The organism is Clostridium phoceensis (assembly GCF_001244495.1).
GTDB classification, from domain to species: Bacteria; Bacillota; Clostridia; order Oscillospirales; family Oscillospiraceae; genus Lawsonibacter; species Lawsonibacter asaccharolyticus.
Window position 1 is genome coordinate 3,211,914 of sequence record NZ_LN866274.1, and the last position, 18,992, is coordinate 3,230,905.

Below are 18,992 nucleotides of genomic sequence, written 5' to 3' on the forward strand. Positions count from 1 at the left end.
ACAGCCGGCACTGTCCAAAAGACAGTGCCGGCTGAGCGTTCTCGATATTCCAGAGCTCCTTTTTCAGGGGGCCCCGGCTCACCGGATGGACAGGGCATCGCCCTCCAGGGTGACTGTGCGGCCCAACATCTCAAAGAGCCGGGCAGGAGCCCAGGTGGTGCCGGGGGCGGCAATGTAGGGGGCCATCCCATAGTCCGCAGGGGCGGTCATCCCCACTGCCCCCTTGATCTTCGTCACGCCAATGATCTGGTCCTCTCCCACCGTCATCTGGACAGAGAACTGATCGCTCTCCACGGCGATCCTGTCACCCTCTCCATCTTCGCCGGGGGTGTAGATCACCTGATAGCCAAGCGCCTGGGCCACAGCGGCCACGGGGACCATGGCGGTGCCGTTTTCAACGAGGCCGGTAACGGGCAGGACCATATCTCCCTCCAGCACCAGGTCCAGCGCCGTGCCGTTCTCCGGGAGAACGGAGGACGGTTCCTCCTTCTCACTGGGCAGGAGCATCAGGCCGTCAGCGTGGGTCTGTCCGGGATAGGACAGGGCCACCGCCTGATACCAGGCCATGATCCGGTCTCCTGCCTTCAGGTCCTCCAGTGCGGCAGAGCCGCCCGCATAACGGACAGTCTGGGTATCACCGTCCAGATAGATCAGCAGTCCGCCGTTGTCTGTCGTGACGATCAGGCCGCCGTCCTCCCCCTCTGTGATCTCCTCCACCACATGGTACTGGGCGCAGGAGATATCCTGAGGGATATTCCGGACCACCGCATAGGCTGCGGACTGGGGCGGAAGGGAGCGGGTGGAAATGGGGCTGTGGAACACATAGACGCTCTCCCCCTCCTTCAGGTCCGCGGGATCTGATGCAGTGCGGTTCCCGCTGTCGATCCATACTGTATCAGAAGAAATATTCATGATATACTCACCGTAGCGCTCAGAGGAGAGGACCAGGCGGGTGACTGTGCCCGCTTCATCCCGAACGACCTGGGTCACTTGTCCAAAGTACAGCACGCTGGCCGGGAGAGTCTGGGCCTGAGGTGCAGAGGCGGCGGCGGAATCTCCAGGCTGACCTTCGGCTTCCGCTGCCATACCGGGGACCGCAAGGGTGCAGAGCAGGGCGCCGCTTATCACGAGAGCAGAGAAGGTTCGTTTCATATCATAACACTCCTTTTTCTTTCAAACGCTCGGAAATTTTTCCTTGCACTGAGATAGACGGTCAAAGGGTAAAAAAGTTCCCCCTCTGGAGAAATTTTTTTGTTCCCTATGAGATATTTTTCCGTGTCCGGGGATATTCCTGGTGAAAAGCTTTTCAAGATCCCGCAAAGGAGGTGAGCTCCCCTGACAGACGAGTCCTTTACCTCGGCCGTTCGGACCTATGGAGACACAGTCTACCGCGTGGCCTATCACGCCCTGAAAAACCGGGCCGACGCCGAGGATGTGATGCAGACCACCCTGCTCCGGCTGCTGGAGCACCGGCAGCCCTTTGAGAGCGAGGAGCACATGAAGCACTGGCTGCTCCGGGTGGCCGTCAACGAAAGCCGGAAGCTGCTGCGCTCCTTCTGGCGCAGGCACGCCGTCCCCCTGGATGAGTGGCGGGATGCCCCCGTGTTCCAGGACCCGGCTCAGTCCGAGCTGTTTCAGGCCGTGATGGCTTTGGACGCCAAATACCGCCTGACCATCTATCTCTACTACTATGAGGGCTGCTCCGTCAGCGAGACGGCAGCCGCCCTCCGCGCAAAGCCATCCACCGTTCAGACCTGGCTGCAGCGGGCCCGGGCCCGCCTGCGCCGCACACTTTCTGAGGAAGAGGAAGGGGAGGGACCTGAGCATGTTCGACCGCAGATCGTACCTTGACACCATTTCGGCCCTGCGGGCCGATCCCGACAAGCTGGAGGAGATCATCAAGATGAAAGAGAATGACCGCAGACATATCCCGCACTCCCTGCGCCCCGTGGCCGCGGTGGCCGCCGCCCTGGCCCTGCTGGGCATCTCCGTGGGCGCTGTCAACACCGAACCGGTCCAGGAGTTCCTGTACCACATCTCCACCGCCGTTCAGGTGGGCGTGTTCCGCCAGGACATCACCACAGAGGAGGGGGTGGACCTCACCATCTACCACATGCCTGAGGTCAGCCTGGAGGACCGGGACGGCCGGGCGATCCTCCTTCTGGACGGGGAGGAGACGGACATCACAGACGCCCTGGCCCAGGATGGGCACTACACCTTTCAGCAGCAGAGTGAGGGCACCGTACTGGACCTGACCGTCACTGGCAGTGTGCAGGACTGGACCCTCACCTGCTCGGTCCACGGCGAGGGCGAGGAGGGACCGGTCTACACCTATACCGGCGGGGGAGCGGATTCCTCCACCGTCACGGTGGACACGGGAGACGAGGTCTCCGGTGTGGTCTCGGCGGAGCCCAAGGAGTCGGGGCTCACCGCCGCCTCGGTCACCCCGGCCGGCTGAGCTCTGAACGCCAGCGGCGTTTCCCTGGGGGTATCCCCAGAGGAGCAGCGGGTCCCCCGGCGCGGCGATGCCGCCCGGGGGACCCGCTCATTCTCTCAGGTGACCGGCTCAAAATCAGAGGCCGGACGGCCGCAGATGGGGCACCGGAAGTCCTCCGGCAGGGTGTCCGACTCGTAGATGAAGCCGCAGATCTTGCAGATAAAGCCCTTGGCCTTGGGGGCGTCCGCCACCGCCTGCTCCGGCGCTTCCTGCTCCCCCCTCACGGAGGTGGCCAGGGCATCGGCCAGCGCCTCCAGCTCCTGGTCCTGCCCTGGAGCCAGGGCGGACTTCAACGTCACGGTCTGCTCCAGCAGCTCCATGTTCTTCATCTCCCCCAGTATCTGGGCCATCAGCTTTCCGCTGGCTGGAGCCCAGGAGCCGTTCTGGATCAGAGCCACCGTCCGATCCTGGAGGGCGTGATGGGCGATGTCCCGCAGCAACTCCTCCATGGGGGTGAAGATGCCGTTGTTATAGGTGGCGGAGGCAAAGACGATATGGCTGTACTTAAAGGCGTCAGACAGCACGTAGGAGCAGTGGGTCACCGACACGTCATACAGCTCCACCGGGATGCCCCGCTCCGCCAGGCGGCAGGCCAGGATACCGGCCGCCGTCTCCGTCCCCCCGTAGATGGAAGCGCAGGCAATAAGCACTCCCCGCACTTCCGGCTGGTAGGAGGCCCACTTTTTATATTTGTCCATCAGATAGCCCAGGTCCCTGCGCCAGATCGGACCGTGCAGGGGGCAGACCATCCGGACGTCCAGCCCCTCCACCTTTTTCAGCAGGGCCAGCACCTGAGGGCCGTACTTGCCCACGATGTTGGTGTAGTAGCGGCGGGCCTCGTCCAGCCAGTCCCGGTCAAAATCCACCTCATCGGCAAACAGCACGCCGTTGAGGGCGCCGAAGGTGCCGAAAGCATCGGCGGAGAAAAGGATGTGGTCCGCAGCATCGTAGCTCACCATTACCTCCGGCCAGTGGACCATGGGGGCGGAGTAAAAGGTGAAGGTGTGCCGCCCCGTGCACAGGGTGTCCCCCTCCTTCACCAGCATGGCCCCCTTGGGGGCGCTCCAGTGGAACTGGCGGAGCAGGTTCATCGACTTCCCATTACAGACGATGGTAGTCCCGGGGTAGCGGACCAGCAGGTCGCCCAGGGTAGCGGCGTGGTCGGGCTCCATGTGGTGGACGAATACATAGTCCAGCCTCCGGCCCTGGAGGGCGTGCTCCAGGTTCTCGAAGAACTGGTGCTGGACCGCCCGGTCCACCGTGTCGAAGAGCACCGTCTTCTCATCCAGCAGCAGGTAGGAGTTGTAGGACATCCCCCTGGGGACCGGGTGGTCACTTTCAAAGCGGGGGCTCTGCCGGTCGTTGCCGCCGATCCAGATCAGATCCTCTGTCACGTTCCGCACACAATGCATATCATAAACCTTCTTTCGTATGGAAAATCCTTCTGCTCTTTTATCCTACCACATAGGTTATCCCGGCGCAACCGGCCTCATTATGATTTTCTCGTTTTATTTTGTCTGTGTTCCCGTAACTGGCTGGAAGGACCGACGCCCCAAAGAGAACGGTCCCCGCGGAAAAGGGGTTTCTTTTCCGCGGGGACCGTTTTTATGCCTCTCCGCCCAGGCCGCAGGCCTCGATCACGTGCTGTTCCATCTCCTTGGCGTTGATCCTTACGCCGGCGAAATACTCCAGGGCGAAGACCGCCTGATAGATCAGCATCCCCAGGCCGTTGGCCGCTTTCAGCCCCCGCAGCCGGGCCTGCCGTAGCAGCTCGGTCTCGGCCGGGCTGTAAATGAGGTCGAACACCGCCGCGTGCCCGGGCAGTTCGTCCAGGAAGCTCAGGTCCCGGAACTGGCTGTTCGTCCCTGTCATGCCCAGACTGGTGCAGTTGATGAGGATGTCGCAGTCCCTGGCGCCCCGGCGCAGGTCCTCAAGGGCGAAACCGATGTGCCCCATCCGGCCCTTTGCCAGATTGCACAGGGCCTCCGCCTTCTGGGGGGTCCGGTTGCACACGGTGATGGGGCCCGCCCCCTGCTGCACCAGCTTCAGGGCCACAGCCTTGGCCGCACCCCCCGCGCCCAGCAGGGTGATGCGGCGGCCCGGCACCTCCACCCCCAGGTCGGTGAGAGCCTGGTAGAAACCCATCCCGTCGGTGTTGTGGCCGATGCACCGCTTTCCCCGGATGCACACGGTGTTGACCGCGCCGTACAGCCGGGCATCCTCCCCCAGCTCATCCATCAGTGGGACCAGGGCCACCTTGTGGGGCATGGTAGCGTTAAAGCCCGCGAAGCCCTCCCGGCGGGCGGTATCCAGCCACTCCTGGGTATCCCCCTGGTGGACCAGGCGCTTGGTGTAGTGATAAGGGATGCCCAGCTTCGCGATCATCGCGTTCTGGATCAGGGGCGATTTGGAGTGCTCCACCGGGTCACCGATGACGCACAGCCTGCCCAGGCCCTGCTCCGTTTTTTCCATCATGATGTCAGCCTCACTTTCCCACGCCGGTCTCCCGCCCCTCTCCGGGCGGCGGGACACGGCGGCGCTCCTTCTCGGTCAGCGCACGTCCTGGCCCCGCCGCACCAGGGCCAGGACGGAGTCCACCGTCTCATCCACCGTGGTGCTGGGGACGGTGTACCGGGCATATTTGCGGTACAGGTTGATGCGCTGATCATACAACAGGAATACCCGGTCCCGCCCCCCGCTGAGCAGGGGCCGGCCGTCCAGCTCCGTGTTGGCGATGTCCCTGGGGTCCCGGTCCAGGAAATAGACGGTGCCGGTGGCGCTGAGGATCTCCATATTCTCCGGCCGGAGGATGATCCCGCCGCCGGTGGAGATGACCGTCCCCTCCATGGCCGCGGCCCGGCGGGCGGCGGCGGTCTCCTCCCGGCGGAAGGCGGCCTCCCCGTCCTGGGCAAAAATGTCCGGGATGGAGCGCCCCGTCTTTTCCACCACCATGGCGTCCGTCTCCACCAGGGGCATCCCCAGCCGCTCCGCCAGGGCCGCCCCCACGCAGGACTTCCCGCTGCCCGGCATGCCGATGAGCACCACATTGGTCTTTCGGACCGTGCCAGTGCCGCTGCGGTCGATCAGCTCCTGCTGCCGGCGGCGGCTGATGGCCATGATGGTCTGGAATAGCTCCTTTACGTCCTCCTCCTGCCGGATGTCCACCGCCAGGCTGGCCCGCTTGGCCAGCACCCGGCGCTCCCGCTCCCGGTCCAGCACCTGCATCCCGTGGGCCAGCTTGTACTCCCCTACCTTGCCAGTGACCTCCATCCGCCGGAGGAAGAGCCGGACCAGCTGTTCGTCCAGCTCGTCGATCTCCTGTCTGTACTGTTCCAAATCGCTCATATCGCGTCCCTCTCTCTGTCCAAATCGGTCATAGGTCCATCAGCTGGCAGGCAGCCAGGGCGGCGGCGGCCTCGATCACGGGCAGCGCCCGATGCAGGATGCAGGGGTCGTGCCGGCCGGTGATGGTCAGCTCCGCGTCTTTTCGCTGGACCAGATCCACCGTCTGCTGAGGCTGGGCGATGGAGGGGGTGGGCCGGATGCATACCTCGAACTCCACCGGCATCCCGTTGGTGATGCCCCCGTTCACCCCGCCGGAGTGGTTGGTCCGGGTCTTCACTGTGTCTCCATCCATATAAAAGCTGTCGTTGGCCTGGCTCCCCCGCAGAGAGGCAAAGCCCACTCCGTCTCCGAAGCCCACCGCCTTCACCGCGGGCACCGCGAAGAGGTACTGGGAGAAGATGCCCTCCACGTTCTCCCCGTAGTCCGGCGCCCCCAGGCCGGCGGGCAGACCGGTGACGGCACAGCGGATGCACCCGCCTACCGAGTCCAGCTGGCTCCTGGCCTCCAGCACCGCCTGCTCATACTGCTCCGGCGTGGGGTCCGGGATGCCCGCCACGTTGGAGATGCGGGCGGCCACCTGGACTCCCTTCTGCTCCAGCAGCTGCTTGGCCACCGCCCCTGCAAAGACCAGCGGCGCAGTGAGCCGGCCGGAGAAATGGCCTCCGCCCCGGTAGTCGTTGCACCCCTGATAACGCACATAGCCGGCGTAGTCCCCGTGTCCTGGGCGGGGCAGGTCCTTCAGCTTCGCGTAGTCCCTGGAACGGGTGTCGGTATTTGCGATCACCGCGCACAGCGGGGTGCCCGTGGTCCTGCCCTCAAACAGGCCGGAGAGGATCTCCGGCACATCCTCCTCCTTCCGGGCGGTGGACAGGGGACTTCCCCCCGGGGCCCGGCGGGCCATCTCGTCGGATACCCGCTCCAGGTCCAGCTCCAGCCCCGCAGGCACCCCCTCCAGCACCACACCGATGGCGGGGCCGTGGGACTCTCCAAAGATCACATATCGCATGCTTCTCGCTCCTCTCTCTGCCGCAGGACGCGCCCGCCCAGGCTCTCATAGACCTCCCAGAAGTCGGGGTAGGACTTGGCCACGCTCTCCGCGCCCCGGATGGTCACTGTCCCTTCCGCCCGGGTGGCGGCCACCGCCAGCATCATGGCGATGCGGTGGTCGTTGTGGCTGTCCGCAACGCCCCCCAGCAGCCGCTCCACGCCGCGGATCTCCAGAAAATCCGCCCCCTCGGTGAGCTGGCCGCCCAGCTTGTTCAGCTCCTCCGGGATAGCCGCCAGGCGGTCACACTCCTTCAGCCGCAGCCGCCCCGCGTTGACCAGCCGGGCCGTCTGCCCGGGCCGGAGGGCGGCCCGCACCGCCAGGGCTGGAGCCAGGTCCGGACACTGGGCAATGTCCAGCTCCACCCGGCCCGGCCCGGCCAGCTGCTGGAAATAGGGTACAACACACCGGTCCCCCTGGGTGGAGTCCGGGTCCAGGCCATCCACCGTCAGCGGGCTCCCCAGCCCGGCGGCGGCCAGCCAGAAGGCGGCCTGGGAGTAGTCCGCCTCCTCCCCCAGAGTACCGCGGCCGTACTGCTGGCCTCCGGGCACCCGGAAGCCCTCGGGCAGCTCCTCCACCCGGATGCCCCGGTCCCGCAGCACCTGGAGGGTCATGTCCACATACCCTCTGGACTCCAGCGGGGAGGTGAGCCGGATGATGCTCTCCCCCTCCAGCAGAGGCAGGGCAAAGAGCAGGCCCGTGACGAACTGAGAAGACACATCCCCCGGCAGGGGATACTCCCCGGGACGCAGCCGGCCCCGGACCGTCAGGGAGTCCCCCTCCCGGCGGTGGGTGATCCCCATCCCGTCAAAGATCCGGAAGTAGGGCTCCTGGGGCCGGTCCATCAGCCTCCCCCGTCCCCGAAACACGCCTCCGCCCCGCAGGGCCAGCGCTACCGGGATCAGGAACCGCAGTGTGGAGCCCGACTCTCCGCACTCCAGCACCGGGAGCTCCCCCTCCCCTTCCCGCAGGCTCTTCAGGCAGTCCCGGGTGGCCCGGATATCCTGGGAATCCGCCCGGTGAGCGGGGTCGTCCAGGTTCTCCCCCGCCAGCGCCCGGGCGATCAGCAGCCGGTGGGCCTGGCTCTTGGAGGGAGGCGGCGTCACCGCACCGGCCAGCAGCCCAGGCTCGATCATCACTGTCATATGTTCCGCTCCTTTTCTCGCTGTGCTGCAAAAAAACGGGGGACACACCGATGAAATCGATGTGTCCCCCGCATCAGCATCCAGATCTGATCACACGGAGAGGGCCGCCGTCCCACTCTGGGACCGGCACATCCATTCCATCTCTCTGTATTTTCCCAGCACGAAATAGCCGGTGCTCATAAATCGAGCCCAGCTGTTGGTAAAATAGAAAGATGCAGTTGTGAGGATGTGCTGCTTCATGTGGCACCTCACTGAAAATCATTTTTTCTTAGTTTAACCCGATAAAGTGAAAATTGCAATCGCCGTTTCATCTATAATTCCAGATTATAATCGCTAAATTTTTGTATGTATTTAACATATTTCAGATGTTTTTCCCCTTCCGGGGCCGAAAGCCAGGTCTCCAGCACCCGATCCAGAGACGTCCGCACCTGCTCCTCCGTCCCAGACTCCCCCACCGCGCGGATGGTATAGAGCACGCTGCCTCGGGCGTGCTCCGCCTGGACGGAGCACCAGCTCGCCCCGCTCTCTGCGGTCACCACCGGCGTCCCCGCCTCCGCCGCCTCCAGATAGGCCTGCCGCGCCAGCTCTGTCCCCCAGCCCTTGTCCGAGGGCATGTCCTCCGCCCGGGTCCCGTACAGGGCCGCGGATACCATCACCCGGACTGCTCCGTCCCGCCAGCCCGACTGGACGCTGACCCACTCCACCTGGCCCTCCCGTGTGCCGTACCACTCGGCCTTCACCCGCGGGGCGTCGGAGGCTTCCAGGGGCATGCCCGCATAGGTGGCCTCCTCCAGCCAGCCGCAGTCCGCCGCCGGGTCCGGGATGGACGGCCCCAGAAAATCCGCGCACTGCGCCCAGCTGTCAAACTCCTGGGCGCAGTGGCCCGGAAGTGTGCTGCTCAGCATGCGTTCCAACTCGTCCACCGCCTCCCAGGCCGTCCAGTTCTCCTCCAGTGCGTCGTACACCCCCTGAGAGAAGCCCTCTGCCGGGATGGGCGCCAGAACGCCGCTCTCCCCACCGCATCCAGCCAGTAGGAAGGCGCCCCCCAGTGCCAGGACCGCCGCTCTGATTCCCTTCATCTCCACCGATCCCTTCTTCTCTGTGGTTTGGCTGTATTTTACCATATGAGATACCCCCGCAACAAGCCCGTCTTTCCTGGCGGAGGCCTCCCGGCATCGTGTCCTGCTTAGTGCGCATGGCTCCCGGGCCCCCTCTCTACGCCCTGCAGCACCGATCATACTGGACTGGCGGGCTTTGCGCCGCCGGTCCTCTTGAAAAGCCCCCCCTTCTCCCTTTACAAAACGCCTGCCTCTGGTATATGATAATATGACATCTACCCGTCACACCGGGAGAACAGGAGGACCCTATGGAATACATCATCGTCCCCATGGACCGGGGCCATATCCCCCAGATCGCGGCGCTGGAGCGGGAGTGCTTCTCCACGCCCTGGAGCGAGAACATGCTCTCGGACGCGCTCTTTGACCCCAAGGCCAGCTTCATTGTCGCCGAGGACGGGGAGGGCGGCGTGCTGGGCTACGCCGGTCTCCAGGTGGTGCTGGACGAGGGCTACATCGACAACATCGCCGTGGAGGAGGCCGCCCGCCGTCACGGGGTGGGGGATGCCCTTCTGGACGTGTTCTGCCGCTTCGGGCAGGCCCATCTCTCCTTCCTGACCCTGGAGGTGCGGGCCTCCAACGCCCCCGCCATCGCCCTGTACCGCAAGCATGGCTTTCAGGAGGCGGGCCGCCGGAAAAACTACTACCAGCAGCCCCGGGAGGACGCCATCATCATGACAAGGGAGTTTGAACACCATGAAGCTGAATGAGCTCTCCCCCCAGCAGCTGGCCCAGCTGTACCGTCAGGAGCTGACCTCCGCCTTTCCCCCAGAGGAGCTCAAGCCCCTGCGCTCCATGCTCTCCCTCATGGAGCAGGGACGCTACCAGGCCCTGGGCCTGTACGACGGGGAGGATCTGGTCGCCTACGCCCTGATTTGGCTGGATCCGGGCTGTCCCTTTGCCCTGCTGGACTACCTGGGCACCATGGCCGGCCTGCGGGACCGGGGCCTGGGCGGCCGGATGCTGGACCTGCTTGCGGAGCACTACGCCCACTTCCGGGGCATCTTCGGGGAGGCGGAGGCCCCTGAAAACGGGGACCCCGCCGGGGAGCCCCTGCGCCGCAGGCGGCTGGCCTTCTATCAGCGCAACGGCTTCCGCTACGGCGGGTACGACTGCGCCCTGTTCGGCGTCCACTACCGGGCCCTGATCCGTGGGGCGGAGGATGTGACGGCTGAGGAACTGCTCCAGGTCCATCAGTCCATCTATCGCCGGCACTTCCCGCCGGCACTCTATCAGCGCTTCATACAGATCCCCCTCCGGCCCGGGGAGCGGCCCAATCCCCCCGGACGCTGGATGGAAGAGGAAAAGGACGGTGTTTCCCAATGAACATTCTGGCCATTGAGTCCTCCTGCGACGAGACCGCCGCTGCGGTGGTGCGGGACGGCAGGACCGTGCTGTCCAACTGTGTGGCCTCTCAGATTGAGATGCACACTATCTACGGCGGCGTGGTGCCCGAGATCGCCTCCCGCAAACATGTGGAGGCAGTGAGCGGTCTGGCCCGGGAGGCCCTGGAGCGGGCCGGCCTGAGCCGGGAGGAGGTGGACGGTGTGGCGGTGACCTATGCCCCGGGCCTGATCGGTGCGGTGCTGGTGGGGGTCAACTTTGCCAAGGGGGCCGCGCTGGCCCTGGACCGGCCCCTGATTCCTGTTCACCATGTGCGGGGCCACATCGCCGCCAACTACCTTACCCACCCGGACCTGGAGCCCCCCTTCGTCTGTCTGTGCGTCTCCGGCGGCACCACCGCCATCGTTGATGTTCGCTCCTATACAGAGATGGAGGTGCTGGGCGGGACCCGGGACGACGCCGCCGGGGAGTGCTTCGACAAGGTGGCCAGGGTGCTGGGCATCGGCTATCCCGGCGGTGCCCCCATGGACCGCCTGGCTGACGGGGGGGACGACGCCAAATATGAGCTGCCCCGGGCCCACGTCCAGGGGGCCGAGCTGGACATGTCCTTCTCCGGCCTGAAGACCGCCTGCCTGAACCTGATCCACAACGCCCAGCAGAAGGGGGATGCCCTGGACCTGCCCTCCTTTGCCGCCTCTTTCGGCCGGGCGGTGAGCGAGAGCCTGGTCCCCCGGGCCATGGAGGCCTCCCGCCGGAAGGGATACGGCAGGCTGGCGGTGGCCGGAGGGGGGGCGGCCAACCGCCGCATCCGGGCCGGCCTGGGGGCTGCCTGCCGGCNGGCCGACCTGGAGGCTGCCTGCCGGCAGAGCGGTGACCGCCTCTTCCTCCCGGAGCTCAAATACTGCGGCGACAACGCTGCCATGATCGGCTGCCAGGGGTACTACGAATTTCTGGCCGGCCGCACTGCGGGCCTGGACCTGAATGCCTATGCCACTCGGGACATCTCCCTGGGATGACACCTTTTTTGTCATTATGTCACCTGCGTTTCGTTTACCGGCCCTCCGCCGCCCGGCCCTCCTTCCCCGCCACAGTCCTACGCTCCCCGGTTGGAGAGCCGGAGTTTTCCACACAGGCTGTGGATAACCCTGTGGAAAATGTGTATAACTTTCCGTAAACAAAAATTCCATGTCTGTATTATGTAAAATAAAAAGCCAGTCGGTGCGCTGCCTTATTTGGCTGGAAACTCCGGATTTTTTAGGCGCCTCAGAGAAGGCCGGAGCAGGGAGAAGTCCCGCCCTCTCTGCCCGGCCCCTTTTGAAATACACTGGGTAATCTCTGAAAATCACCCTTGACAAGGACGGAACTTTCTGATATAGTAGTTGAGCAAAACAAAGCAGGAACGGTACCCCGTCCTCACCCCAGGCCAGCGCCGAAGGGTCAACATGGATCTGCTCCGCCGGGTCTCCCGGCGGTAGTCTTCACGTGATGCGGGTGCCTGTTCTGGCAGCTGCATTTATTTTTTGTCAGGAGGTGCTTTCCCATCGCTAACACAGGTCATCAAACCAATGAAGAGATCCGGGATAAAGAGGTCCGTCTGATCTCTGAGTCCGGCGAGCAGCTTGGCCTCATGTCCTCTCAGGAGGCGCTGCGCATGGCCGAGGAGCAGGGGCTGGATCTGGTCAAGATCTCTCCCAACGCTGTCCCCCCCGTATGCAAGCTGATGGATTACGGCAAGTTCCGGTTCGAGCAGACCAAGCGCGAGAAGGAAGCCCGCAAGAATCAGCGCGTGGTAGAGATCAAGGAGATCCGGATGTCTCCCAGCATCGACGTCAACGATTTCAACGTCAAGCTCCGCAACGCGCAGAAATTCCTGGCCGACGGCAACCGGTGCAAAATCACCGTGCGCTTCCGCGGCCGGGAGATGGCCCACACCAACATCGGTCAGGACCTGCTTCTGAAGTTTGCCGAGGAGTGCGGCGAGATCGCCGTGATGGACAAGAGCCCCAAGCTGGAGGGGCGGCACATGTCCATTTTCCTCTCCCCCAAACCCGCCAAGGACGCGAAAAAGTAAGTAAAGGAGTTCTCTGTTATGCCGAAGATCAAGATCAAGACCCACAGCGGCGCCAAGAAGCGTTTTTCCCTCACCAAGACCGGCAAGGTCAAGCGCGCCATGACCAAGAAGCGTCACCTGCTCAACGGCCACGGCAAGACCACCAAGCTCAAGCGGGCTCTGCGCGGCACCACCTACGCCGACAAGACCAACGAGGCCGCCATCAAGCGCATGATCCTGTACAAGTAAGATAGAGGGAGGAACAGACAAATGGCACGTGTGAAAGGCGCGATGATGACGCGCAAGAGAAGAAATAAGATCCTCAAGATGGCCAAGGGCTACTGGGGTTCCAAGTCCAAGCACTTCAAGATGGCCAACCAGGCCGTGATGAAGTCCCTGACCTATGCTTATACCGGCCGCCGGCTGAAGAAGCGCGACTTCCGGCAGCTGTGGATCACCCGGATCAACGCCGCCTGCAAGCTGAACGGCATGAATTACTCCACCTTCATGAACGGACTGAAGAAGGCCGGTATCGCCATCAACCGCAAGATGCTGGCTGAGATGGCCGTCAATGACAAGGCCGCGTTCACCCAGCTGACCGAGACCGCCAAGAAGGCCCTGGCCTGATCGGTGCGGCCAGAATCTAAAAGATCCCGGCAGAGACATGGTCTCTGCCGGGATCTCTGCATTTATTTCGCCATCAGGTCCACCAGATTGATCCGATCCTTCACGTCCTGGGAGATGTCCGCATGGTCCTTGATGTGTCGGAGCACCTCCATCGTCAGGCCGTAGGAGTCCTCCAGGCTCCGGTCCAGCTCCATGGGGCCGTTGGTCATGTCAAAGATCACCGGCAGCGCGCTGAGGAAGCTGAAGCGGTTCACCCGCGCTCCCTTGAAGTCCTCCCAGGGATAGAACCGGGCCGTCTGTCCGCGATTCATCCGCAGGCCCTTCTCCGTCACCTCATACCAGTAGTTCTCGTTAAAACGCCGGAGAAACTTATTGGTGCACCAGACAGCCAGGATGCCGATGGAACCGAAGATGGCCAGCAGAGGCCCGCCGGTCAGACTGGGGATCCATTCGCCAAGCAGCCAGTCATAGACAAAGTAGGCGACCACCAGGACCGCGATCTCCGCCAGGATGCCCATGGTCAGCACCTTTTGGAACCGCTTCCCCATCCGATATTTTTTGCTCATGTAAGTGTCCCTCCCGCCCGCCTTCCGCGAGCCGCTTCTCTCCGGTGGCCCGGGCCGCCGGGGGGCGCGGCGGGAAAGCCGTGGACGCGCCCCTTTCATTTGTGATATATCATACCAGCTTCTCCGCCGAAGCGCAACCGTTCTTTTGGAACTATGTCAAAAAATTCACATTTCATTCACAGGCACGTGCGCTCATCCGCAGGGCTGTTCCGCCGGAGCCGGGGCATCCAGCCGCTCCAGCACCGAGACCGACACCTCAAAGGCCGTCCGCTCCTCGCTGGTCTCCCCCAGGCGCTTGGTGTACACCCGGCTCTGGAGGCGGCCCTCCAGCTCCACCCGATTGCCGGGAGCCAGCTCCGCGCATCTTCTGGCCAGGGAGCCCCAGGCGATGCAGGGAAGATAGTCCGTCCGCCCGTACCGCCGGTTCACCGCCAGCATCAGGTCACAGATGTCCCGGCCCAGCGGGGTCCTGCGGTACACCGGTACCTTGCACAGAGTGCCCGTCAGCCGCAGGCGGTTCTCCTCCTCCCCCGGTTCCCGGTGCATCTGTCTGGCGTAGACCGAGATCACCAGCCGGCTGCCCACCCCGCTCCTGTTGTTGAAGGAGCGGACCTCCCCCTCTACGGACAGCTCCTCTCCCTCCGTCAGCGGGCAGCGCTCCAGCAGGGCGGCCGAGGCCACCACATTGACCCGGTCCTCCGCTCCGGACAGCCGGCACACCGCCAGGGGGAATTTCAGGTAGGACTCCCCGTGGTTTGTATGGGAGGGCACGGGGGCCTGACACACCCGCCCGTGGAGGACGATCCGATTTTCATTCCATTCAGTCTGCATTGCGGCAACACCCCTATCGTTTGTTGCTCCCAATGTATGCGTCCCTGGCGGCTGGTATGTCCCCTTTTTCTCGTGAGGCCTCTATAGGACGCGAAGGACCTCCCGGCCTGGGCCGGGAGGTCCTTTCAGCTTGCGGAAAAGCCTCGCAGAGTTCGCGCCCGCAGGCGGTCAAACCCTGGGCGCGGTTGACTGAAGCTTTCTCAAAAATGTGGCAAAGCCGCTTTTTCGACAGTCTCCTTTTTCCTTCACCGTGGATTGGGGGCCGCCTCCTTCCGAGGGCGGTTCTTTCGATACAGGAGGTCCAGCCCCTTCAGCTGGAGGTCCCGCTCCAGGGCGATCTCATGCCGGCACAGGGGGACCACGAACCGTGCCACTCCCCCGGTGGCCACCACGGTAGTGGGCCGGCCCAGCTCCGCCTCCATCCGGTCAATAAGGCCGTCCACCATGGCCGCGGCGCCGAACATCAGGCCGCTCTGCATGCACTCCACAGTGTTCTTCCCAATGGCCCGCCGGGGCCGTTCCAGCTGGATGCCCGGCAGGAGGGAGGCCCGGCTGGACAGGGCCTCTGCGGAGATGCGCAGGCCTGGCAGCACAGCCCCGCCCAGGAAGGCGTTCCCGTCGTCGATGACCGCGATGGTGGTGGCCGTCCCCATGTCCACCACGGTGAGAGGGGTGGGGTAGGCGTCCACCGCCGCCACCGCCGCCGCGATCAGGTCCGCCCCGGTGGCCCCCGGGTCCTCCAGCAGGATGTTGATCCCGGTCTTGATGCCAGGGCCTACCACCATGGGCTCCTTCCCCGTCAGCTTCACGATGCCGTTGCGGACGGAGTTGAACACCGGCGGCACCACCGACGCCACGATGCAGTCCCGGATCTCCTCCACCCTGGCGCCGAAGAGATCCAGCATGTCCTTGATCTCCACCCCATACTCGTCGGAGGTCTTGGTGGCGTCAGTGGCCAGGCGGGCCTCAAAGAGGATCTCCCCCTCCTGGATCCCCCCCAGGGTGATGTTGCTGTTCCCAATATCAATAGCCAGAAGCATGTCTCCCACTCCATCCCGGCCCCGGACCGGGACCGCAGTTTTCTTGCTCCATTATACCGAAACGGGCCGCGGATTGCAACCCGCGGCCCCTTCCTCAGCCCTCGTGCTCGATCTGCTCCTGGAGCATCTTCAGCTCCCCCAGGGTGGACACCGACAGTCCGCTCTCCAGCAGCCGGAGCTGGACCTTGCCAGACATAGTGTTCCAGTAGGTGAGCAGGTCGCGGTCCTCCCCCACCACGTCCTGGGGTCGGCGGAAATACTGCTTCATAGTCATCCTCCTCCGCCCACAGTGTCCCCCGCCGGCCCCATTCCTATGCGGAAAAGGCCCGGACAGAAGCTGTCCGGGCCTTTGGCCTATGGGGTCATACGTCCTGCTTGGGCTCCTCCGGGGCCGCAGGCGCCCCCTCGGGGGCAGCGGCCTCCTCTGCCGGGGTCTCCGGGACCTCCTGCTCGGGGGCGGGCTCCTCGGGGGGGACATCCTCCACCACCGGCTCAGCGGTGACGCTCTCTGCCTCCTCCTCCACACAGCCCTGGGCCTTCAGCTCCGCAATGCGGGCGTTGTTGGTCTCAATGGCCGCCTTAGCCTGGCTGATCCGTCCGCAGGCGGCGGCATAGGCCCCCGCCGGGGCGGCGCCCCGCTCCGCGTAGTACAGCCGGCCCAGCTCCAGGTACGCCTTCTTGATGGTGTCCTCCTCGCCCATATTACTGGTCTTCAGCTTCGCGATCTCCGCCAGCTGCTTTGACTTCGCCACACCGCTCTGGGCCAGGTCCGTGACCTTCTCCCGCAGATCATCAAAAGAAAATGCCATGGTCAAAACCTCCTTCAAATGCTTCAAACGCGGTCCTTCCGCTTGGTGGCTTCATTTTATACTACTTTCCCGGCCAGCGCAAGGCAGGCAGCCGCGATTTAATCTTTTTTTCATATTCCCTGCATCCCAGTTTAAGATTTCCCCCTGTCCGGGCCCTGAGTTCTCCCCGGCCCAAAACATACCATTTTTCTCCTGCAATTCGGCCAAATTTCGATATTTTTCCAGCGGTTTAAGATTTTAAGCCGTACATTTGCACTAAGATTAAATGACGAAAAAACGGCGCAGGCTATGCTTTGAAGCAGCAGGTGAAAGGAGGCAGTGCGCTTTGAACGTCAAAAAACATCTGAGTATTCGAATGGACGGGGAACTTCACGATAAATTCCAGTACGTGGCGGCCTATGAGGGACGCTCCATGAGCGGTCAGGTCCTCTATCTGCTTCGGAAATGCGTTCAGGAGCATGAAAAGGAGTATGGAAAGATCACCAAAGAGGATCTGGAGGACCCCTCTGTCCAGTCCACCTGACCTCCGCCCTCCTCCGGGGAGGGTGTTTTTAAGAAGCAAGGGTGCCCGCCCACGGGGCTGGCACCCTTGCTTTTTCCCCGATCTCTGTCATTTTTCTCCGCTTTCACTTGCGTCTTTTTCCGATGCGTATTATCATGAGGGCATGATCCCCGGCTGCCGTGCCCCCGCGGCAGGCCGGACCGGAAAGGGCTGATGTTCCGTGAAGATGGGCAGCGCGCTCCTCGACCTCCTGTTCCCGCCCCGCTGTCCCTTCTGCCGCCGGCTCCTGACGGAGCGGCACGCCCTGCTCTGCCCGGATTGTCAGCGGACGCTGCCTTGGCTGGAGGGGGACTCCGCCCGGCGCACGGGGGAATTTTTCGGGGTGTGCGTCTCTCCCCTGGCCTACCGGGGCCCGGTGCGGGAGGCCGTCCACCGCTACAAATTCTCCGGCAGCCGGAGCTATGCCCGCCCCTTCGGCCAGCTCATGGCCCAGTGCGTCCGGGACCAGCTGGACGGACGGTTCGACTGCGTGACCTGGGCTCCTCTCAGCGCCAGGCGCCTGCGGCAGCGGGGCTATGACCAGGCCCGCCTGCTGGCGGAGGAGGCCGCCCGGGTGCTGGAGGTCCCCGCCCTCCCCCTGCTGAACAAGACCCGGGATATCCCGCCCCAGTCCGGTCTGGAGGAGGCGGGCCAGCGCCGGGCCAACGTGCTGGGGGTGTACAGAGCGCCTGATGCCGCCGCCGGCCTCCGGGTCCTGCTGGCCGACGACGTGGTCACCACCGGCTCCACCCTGTCCGAATGTGCCAGGACCCTCCTCACCGCCGGAGCGGCGGAGGTGGTGTGCGTCACCCTGGCACAAGCCCGGAAGGACAGGCCGGAAAAGCCGCGAAAAACTGCGAAATAACAGTTGAAATGCAGCCTGCTTGCCGTTATAATAAATAAGAAAGCTCCTGTTTTTGCATATTTTCCAGTTTCAGGGTTATACTCTCCTGGAATACAAGATAAATCGAATGAGGTAATGATATGAATTGGTTTAGCAAGGACATCGGTATCGACCTGGGTACCGCCTCCGTTCTGGTATATGTCAAGGGAAAAGGCGTGGTTCTCCGCGAGCCCTCTGTGGTGGCCATGGACAAGAACACCGGCAAGCTGCTGAAGGTGGGGGCCGAGGCCAACGCCATGCTGGGCCGCACCCCCGGCAACATCATCGCCATGCGCCCCCTGCGGGAGGGCGTCATCTCCGACTACGATATGACGGAGCGGATGTTGAAGGAGTTCATCAAGAAGGTCACCTCCTTCCGCCTGTTCAAGCCCCGTGTGGTCATCTGCGTCCCCTCCGGCATCACGGAGGTGGAGGAGCGCGCCGTCATTGATGCGGGCATCCAGGCGGGCGCCCGCCGGGTCTACCTGATCGAGGAGCCTGTGGCCGCCGCCATCGGCGCTGGCATCGACATCGCCAAGCCCGACGGCCACATGGTGGTGGACATCGGCGGCGGCACCGCCGACATCGCGGTCATCTCCCTGTCCGGCGTGGTGGAGTCCGCCTCCATCAAGATCGCCGGCGACAAGTTCGACGAGGCTGTCATCAAGTACATACGCCGCAAGCACAACGTGCTCATCGGTGAGCGTACTGCTGAGGAGCTGAAGATGACCATCGGCTGTGTCTTCCCCCGCCCGGAGGAGGTCACCATGGACATCAAGGGCCGCTGTCTGATGACCGGCCTGCCCCGGGTGTTCACCGTCTCCTCCAGCGAGATGATCGAGGCCTTTGAGGAGCCCTCCACCCGCATCCTGGAGGCCATCCACGGCGTGCTGGAGCGCACGCCCCCCGAGCTGGTGGCCGACATCTCCACCAACGGCATCGTGATGACTGGCGGCGGCTCCCTGATCTGGGGCTTCGACAAGCTGGTGGAGTCCCACACCGGCATCGAGACCCATGTGGCCGACGACGCCATCTCCTGTGTGGCCTACGGCACGGGCAAGTCCCTGGATGACCTGGACCACATGCAGGACGGGACCATGAACCTGTCCCGCCGCAAGCAGATGAACTATTGATGGACGCAGACAGGCGCGCCG

At 63.7% G+C, this 18,992-nt stretch carries 24 protein-coding genes; 11 read left to right on the plus strand and 13 right to left on the minus strand.

The window, feature by feature from the left end; translation table 11 throughout:
* Nucleotides 1–78: 78 nt before the first annotated feature.
* Nucleotides 79–1,152 (minus strand): stalk domain-containing protein, encoded by a 1,074-nt coding sequence (locus BN1969_RS16495; RefSeq protein WP_050625276.1) that lies wholly within the window; start codon nt 1,150–1,152, stop codon nt 79–81.
* 183 nt (nt 1,153–1,335) lie between these two features.
* Here BN1969_RS16495 and BN1969_RS16500 point away from each other — a divergent pair, with 183 nt between their 5' ends.
* Together BN1969_RS16500 and BN1969_RS16505 are read left to right on the plus strand one after the other, a co-directional pair.
* Nucleotides 1,336–1,851 (plus strand): RNA polymerase sigma factor, encoded by a 516-nt coding sequence (locus BN1969_RS16500; RefSeq protein WP_050625277.1) that lies wholly within the window; start codon nt 1,336–1,338, stop codon nt 1,849–1,851.
* Nucleotides 1,826–2,458: a DUF3617 domain-containing protein gene (locus BN1969_RS16505; protein ID WP_050625278.1), complete on the plus strand. Its 633-nt coding sequence runs from the start codon at nt 1,826–1,828 to the stop codon at nt 2,456–2,458. Before BN1969_RS16500 ends, BN1969_RS16505 begins: the two co-directional genes overlap by 26 nt.
* Nucleotides 2,459–2,553: 95 nt before the next feature.
* Here the strand turns inward: BN1969_RS16505 and BN1969_RS16510 are convergent, their stop codons facing one another.
* The 7 genes from BN1969_RS16510 to BN1969_RS16535 all read right to left on the minus strand — a co-directional run bounded on the left by BN1969_RS16510 (nt 2,554) and on the right by BN1969_RS16535 (nt 9,156).
* Complete coding sequence (locus tag BN1969_RS16510) at nt 2,554–3,909, minus strand: oxygen-binding di-iron domain-containing protein (protein ID WP_050625279.1); 1,356 nt, start codon at nt 3,907–3,909, stop codon at nt 2,554–2,556.
* Between the two features lie 193 nt (nt 3,910–4,102).
* Nucleotides 4,103–4,972 (minus strand): shikimate dehydrogenase, encoded by an 870-nt coding sequence (gene aroE / locus BN1969_RS16515; RefSeq protein WP_050625280.1) that lies wholly within the window; start codon nt 4,970–4,972, stop codon nt 4,103–4,105.
* 75 nt (nt 4,973–5,047) lie between these two features.
* Nucleotides 5,048–5,842 (minus strand): shikimate kinase, encoded by a 795-nt coding sequence (locus tag BN1969_RS17660; RefSeq protein WP_050625281.1) that lies wholly within the window; start codon nt 5,840–5,842, stop codon nt 5,048–5,050.
* Between the two features lie 28 nt (nt 5,843–5,870).
* A complete protein-coding gene (locus tag BN1969_RS16525) occupies nt 5,871–6,848 on the minus strand; it encodes a chorismate synthase (protein WP_050625282.1) in 978 nt (325 codons plus the stop codon).
* Nucleotides 6,836–8,032: a 3-phosphoshikimate 1-carboxyvinyltransferase gene (locus tag BN1969_RS16530; RefSeq protein WP_050625283.1), complete on the minus strand. Its 1,197-nt coding sequence runs from the start codon at nt 8,030–8,032 to the stop codon at nt 6,836–6,838. The genes BN1969_RS16525 and BN1969_RS16530 overlap by 13 nt, the downstream gene beginning before the upstream one ends.
* Before the next feature lie 90 nt (nt 8,033–8,122).
* Nucleotides 8,123–8,272: a hypothetical protein gene (locus BN1969_RS18145; RefSeq protein ID WP_154669740.1), complete on the minus strand. Its 150-nt coding sequence runs from the start codon at nt 8,270–8,272 to the stop codon at nt 8,123–8,125.
* A 71-nt stretch (nt 8,273–8,343) separates the two neighbouring features.
* On the minus strand, nt 8,344–9,156 hold the full coding sequence (locus BN1969_RS16535; protein WP_050625284.1) for a hypothetical protein: 813 nt from the start codon (nt 9,154–9,156) through the stop codon (nt 8,344–8,346).
* 242 nt (nt 9,157–9,398) lie between these two features.
* Here BN1969_RS16535 and rimI point away from each other — a divergent pair, with 242 nt between their 5' ends.
* The 6 genes from rimI to rplT all read left to right on the plus strand — a co-directional run bounded on the left by rimI (nt 9,399) and on the right by rplT (nt 13,168).
* Nucleotides 9,399–9,857 (plus strand): ribosomal protein S18-alanine N-acetyltransferase, encoded by a 459-nt coding sequence (gene rimI, locus BN1969_RS16540; protein WP_050625285.1) that lies wholly within the window; start codon nt 9,399–9,401, stop codon nt 9,855–9,857.
* Nucleotides 9,844–10,473: a GNAT family N-acetyltransferase gene (locus BN1969_RS16545; RefSeq protein ID WP_050625286.1), complete on the plus strand. Its 630-nt coding sequence runs from the start codon at nt 9,844–9,846 to the stop codon at nt 10,471–10,473. The genes rimI and BN1969_RS16545 overlap by 14 nt, the downstream gene beginning before the upstream one ends.
* Nucleotides 10,470–11,507 carry a tRNA (adenosine(37)-N6)-threonylcarbamoyltransferase complex transferase subunit TsaD gene (gene tsaD, locus BN1969_RS16550; protein ID WP_050625287.1) on the plus strand — a complete coding sequence of 346 codons (1,038 nt, stop codon included), beginning with the start codon at nt 10,470–10,472 and terminating at the stop codon, nt 11,505–11,507. The genes BN1969_RS16545 and tsaD overlap by 4 nt, the downstream gene beginning before the upstream one ends.
* A gap of 491 nt (nt 11,508–11,998) precedes the next feature.
* Nucleotides 11,999–12,562 carry a translation initiation factor IF-3 gene (infC, locus tag BN1969_RS16555; protein ID WP_108979545.1) on the plus strand — a complete coding sequence of 188 codons (564 nt, stop codon included), beginning with the start codon at nt 11,999–12,001 and terminating at the stop codon, nt 12,560–12,562.
* Nucleotides 12,563–12,580: 18 nt separating this feature from the next.
* On the plus strand, nt 12,581–12,790 hold the full coding sequence (gene rpmI / locus BN1969_RS16560) for a 50S ribosomal protein L35 (protein ID WP_050625289.1): 210 nt from the start codon (nt 12,581–12,583) through the stop codon (nt 12,788–12,790).
* Between the two features lie 21 nt (nt 12,791–12,811).
* Nucleotides 12,812–13,168, plus strand: a complete 357-nt coding sequence (gene rplT, locus BN1969_RS16565) for a 50S ribosomal protein L20 (protein ID WP_050625290.1) — start codon at nt 12,812–12,814, stop codon at nt 13,166–13,168.
* Between the two features lie 62 nt (nt 13,169–13,230).
* Here rplT and BN1969_RS16570 read toward each other — a convergent pair whose 3' ends face one another.
* From BN1969_RS16570 to BN1969_RS17665, 5 genes are all read right to left on the minus strand, one after another.
* The gene (locus BN1969_RS16570) at nt 13,231–13,734 is read right to left on the minus strand and encodes a hypothetical protein (protein WP_050625291.1); all 504 of its coding nucleotides are present in this window, start codon (nt 13,732–13,734) and stop codon (nt 13,231–13,233) included.
* Between the two features lie 192 nt (nt 13,735–13,926).
* The gene (locus tag BN1969_RS16575; RefSeq protein WP_050625292.1) at nt 13,927–14,565 is read right to left on the minus strand and encodes a single-stranded DNA-binding protein; all 639 of its coding nucleotides are present in this window, start codon (nt 14,563–14,565) and stop codon (nt 13,927–13,929) included.
* A 245-nt stretch (nt 14,566–14,810) separates the two neighbouring features.
* The gene (locus BN1969_RS16580; protein WP_050625293.1) at nt 14,811–15,605 is read right to left on the minus strand and encodes a type III pantothenate kinase; all 795 of its coding nucleotides are present in this window, start codon (nt 15,603–15,605) and stop codon (nt 14,811–14,813) included.
* 94 nt (nt 15,606–15,699) lie between these two features.
* Nucleotides 15,700–15,873 (minus strand): hypothetical protein, encoded by a 174-nt coding sequence (locus BN1969_RS18150; RefSeq protein WP_154669741.1) that lies wholly within the window; start codon nt 15,871–15,873, stop codon nt 15,700–15,702.
* Nucleotides 15,874–15,967: 94 nt separating this feature from the next.
* Nucleotides 15,968–16,414 (minus strand): serine proteinase, encoded by a 447-nt coding sequence (locus BN1969_RS17665; RefSeq protein ID WP_187120360.1) that lies wholly within the window; start codon nt 16,412–16,414, stop codon nt 15,968–15,970.
* Nucleotides 16,415–16,739: 325 nt separating this feature from the next.
* Here BN1969_RS17665 and BN1969_RS16590 point away from each other — a divergent pair, with 325 nt between their 5' ends.
* From BN1969_RS16590 to mreB, 3 genes are all read left to right on the plus strand, one after another.
* Nucleotides 16,740–16,937, plus strand: coding sequence for a type II toxin-antitoxin system antitoxin (locus BN1969_RS16590; protein ID WP_050625294.1), 198 nt, complete (start codon nt 16,740–16,742; stop codon nt 16,935–16,937).
* Between the two features lie 205 nt (nt 16,938–17,142).
* Nucleotides 17,143–17,820, plus strand: a complete 678-nt coding sequence (locus tag BN1969_RS16595; RefSeq protein WP_050625523.1) for a ComF family protein — start codon at nt 17,143–17,145, stop codon at nt 17,818–17,820.
* A 119-nt stretch (nt 17,821–17,939) separates the two neighbouring features.
* On the plus strand, nt 17,940–18,971 hold the full coding sequence (mreB, locus tag BN1969_RS16600) for a rod shape-determining protein (protein WP_050625295.1): 1,032 nt from the start codon (nt 17,940–17,942) through the stop codon (nt 18,969–18,971).
* Nucleotides 18,972–18,992: the final 21 nt, after the last annotated feature.

Bases quoted from the DNA above. Each gene is read 5' to 3' on its own strand.
- BN1969_RS16495 (WP_050625276.1), bottom strand. From the start codon at position 1,152: ATGAAACGAACCTTCTCTGCTCTCGTGATAAGCGGCGCCCTGCTCTGC.
- BN1969_RS16505 (WP_050625278.1), top strand. From the start codon at position 1,826: ATGTTCGACCGCAGATCGTACCTTGACACCATTTCGGCCCTGCGGGCC.
- BN1969_RS16510 (WP_050625279.1), bottom strand. From the start codon at position 3,909: ATGCATTGTGTGCGGAACGTGACAGAGGATCTGATCTGGATCGGCGGC.
- aroE (WP_050625280.1), bottom strand. From the start codon at position 4,972: ATGATGGAAAAAACGGAGCAGGGCCTGGGCAGGCTGTGCGTCATCGGT.
- BN1969_RS17660 (WP_050625281.1), bottom strand. From the start codon at position 5,842: ATGAGCGATTTGGAACAGTACAGACAGGAGATCGACGAGCTGGACGAA.
- BN1969_RS16525 (WP_050625282.1), bottom strand. From the start codon at position 6,848: ATGCGATATGTGATCTTTGGAGAGTCCCACGGCCCCGCCATCGGTGTG.
- BN1969_RS16530 (WP_050625283.1), bottom strand. From the start codon at position 8,032: ATGACAGTGATGATCGAGCCTGGGCTGCTGGCCGGTGCGGTGACGCCG.
- BN1969_RS18145 (WP_154669740.1), bottom strand. From the start codon at position 8,272: ATGAAGCAGCACATCCTCACAACTGCATCTTTCTATTTTACCAACAGC.
- BN1969_RS16535 (WP_050625284.1), bottom strand. From the start codon at position 9,156: ATGGTAAAATACAGCCAAACCACAGAGAAGAAGGGATCGGTGGAGATG.
- rimI (WP_050625285.1), top strand. From the start codon at position 9,399: ATGGAATACATCATCGTCCCCATGGACCGGGGCCATATCCCCCAGATC.
- BN1969_RS16545 (WP_050625286.1), top strand. From the start codon at position 9,844: ATGAAGCTGAATGAGCTCTCCCCCCAGCAGCTGGCCCAGCTGTACCGT.
- rpmI (WP_050625289.1), top strand. From the start codon at position 12,581: ATGCCGAAGATCAAGATCAAGACCCACAGCGGCGCCAAGAAGCGTTTT.
- rplT (WP_050625290.1), top strand. From the start codon at position 12,812: ATGGCACGTGTGAAAGGCGCGATGATGACGCGCAAGAGAAGAAATAAG.
- BN1969_RS16570 (WP_050625291.1), bottom strand. From the start codon at position 13,734: ATGAGCAAAAAATATCGGATGGGGAAGCGGTTCCAAAAGGTGCTGACC.
- BN1969_RS16575 (WP_050625292.1), bottom strand. From the start codon at position 14,565: ATGCAGACTGAATGGAATGAAAATCGGATCGTCCTCCACGGGCGGGTG.
- BN1969_RS16580 (WP_050625293.1), bottom strand. From the start codon at position 15,605: ATGCTTCTGGCTATTGATATTGGGAACAGCAACATCACCCTGGGGGGG.
- BN1969_RS18150 (WP_154669741.1), bottom strand. From the start codon at position 15,873: ATGAAGCAGTATTTCCGCCGACCCCAGGACGTGGTGGGGGAGGACCGC.
- BN1969_RS17665 (WP_187120360.1), bottom strand. From the start codon at position 16,414: ATGGCATTTTCTTTTGATGATCTGCGGGAGAAGGTCACGGACCTGGCC.
- BN1969_RS16595 (WP_050625523.1), top strand. From the start codon at position 17,143: ATGGGCAGCGCGCTCCTCGACCTCCTGTTCCCGCCCCGCTGTCCCTTC.
- mreB (WP_050625295.1), top strand. From the start codon at position 17,940: ATGAATTGGTTTAGCAAGGACATCGGTATCGACCTGGGTACCGCCTCC.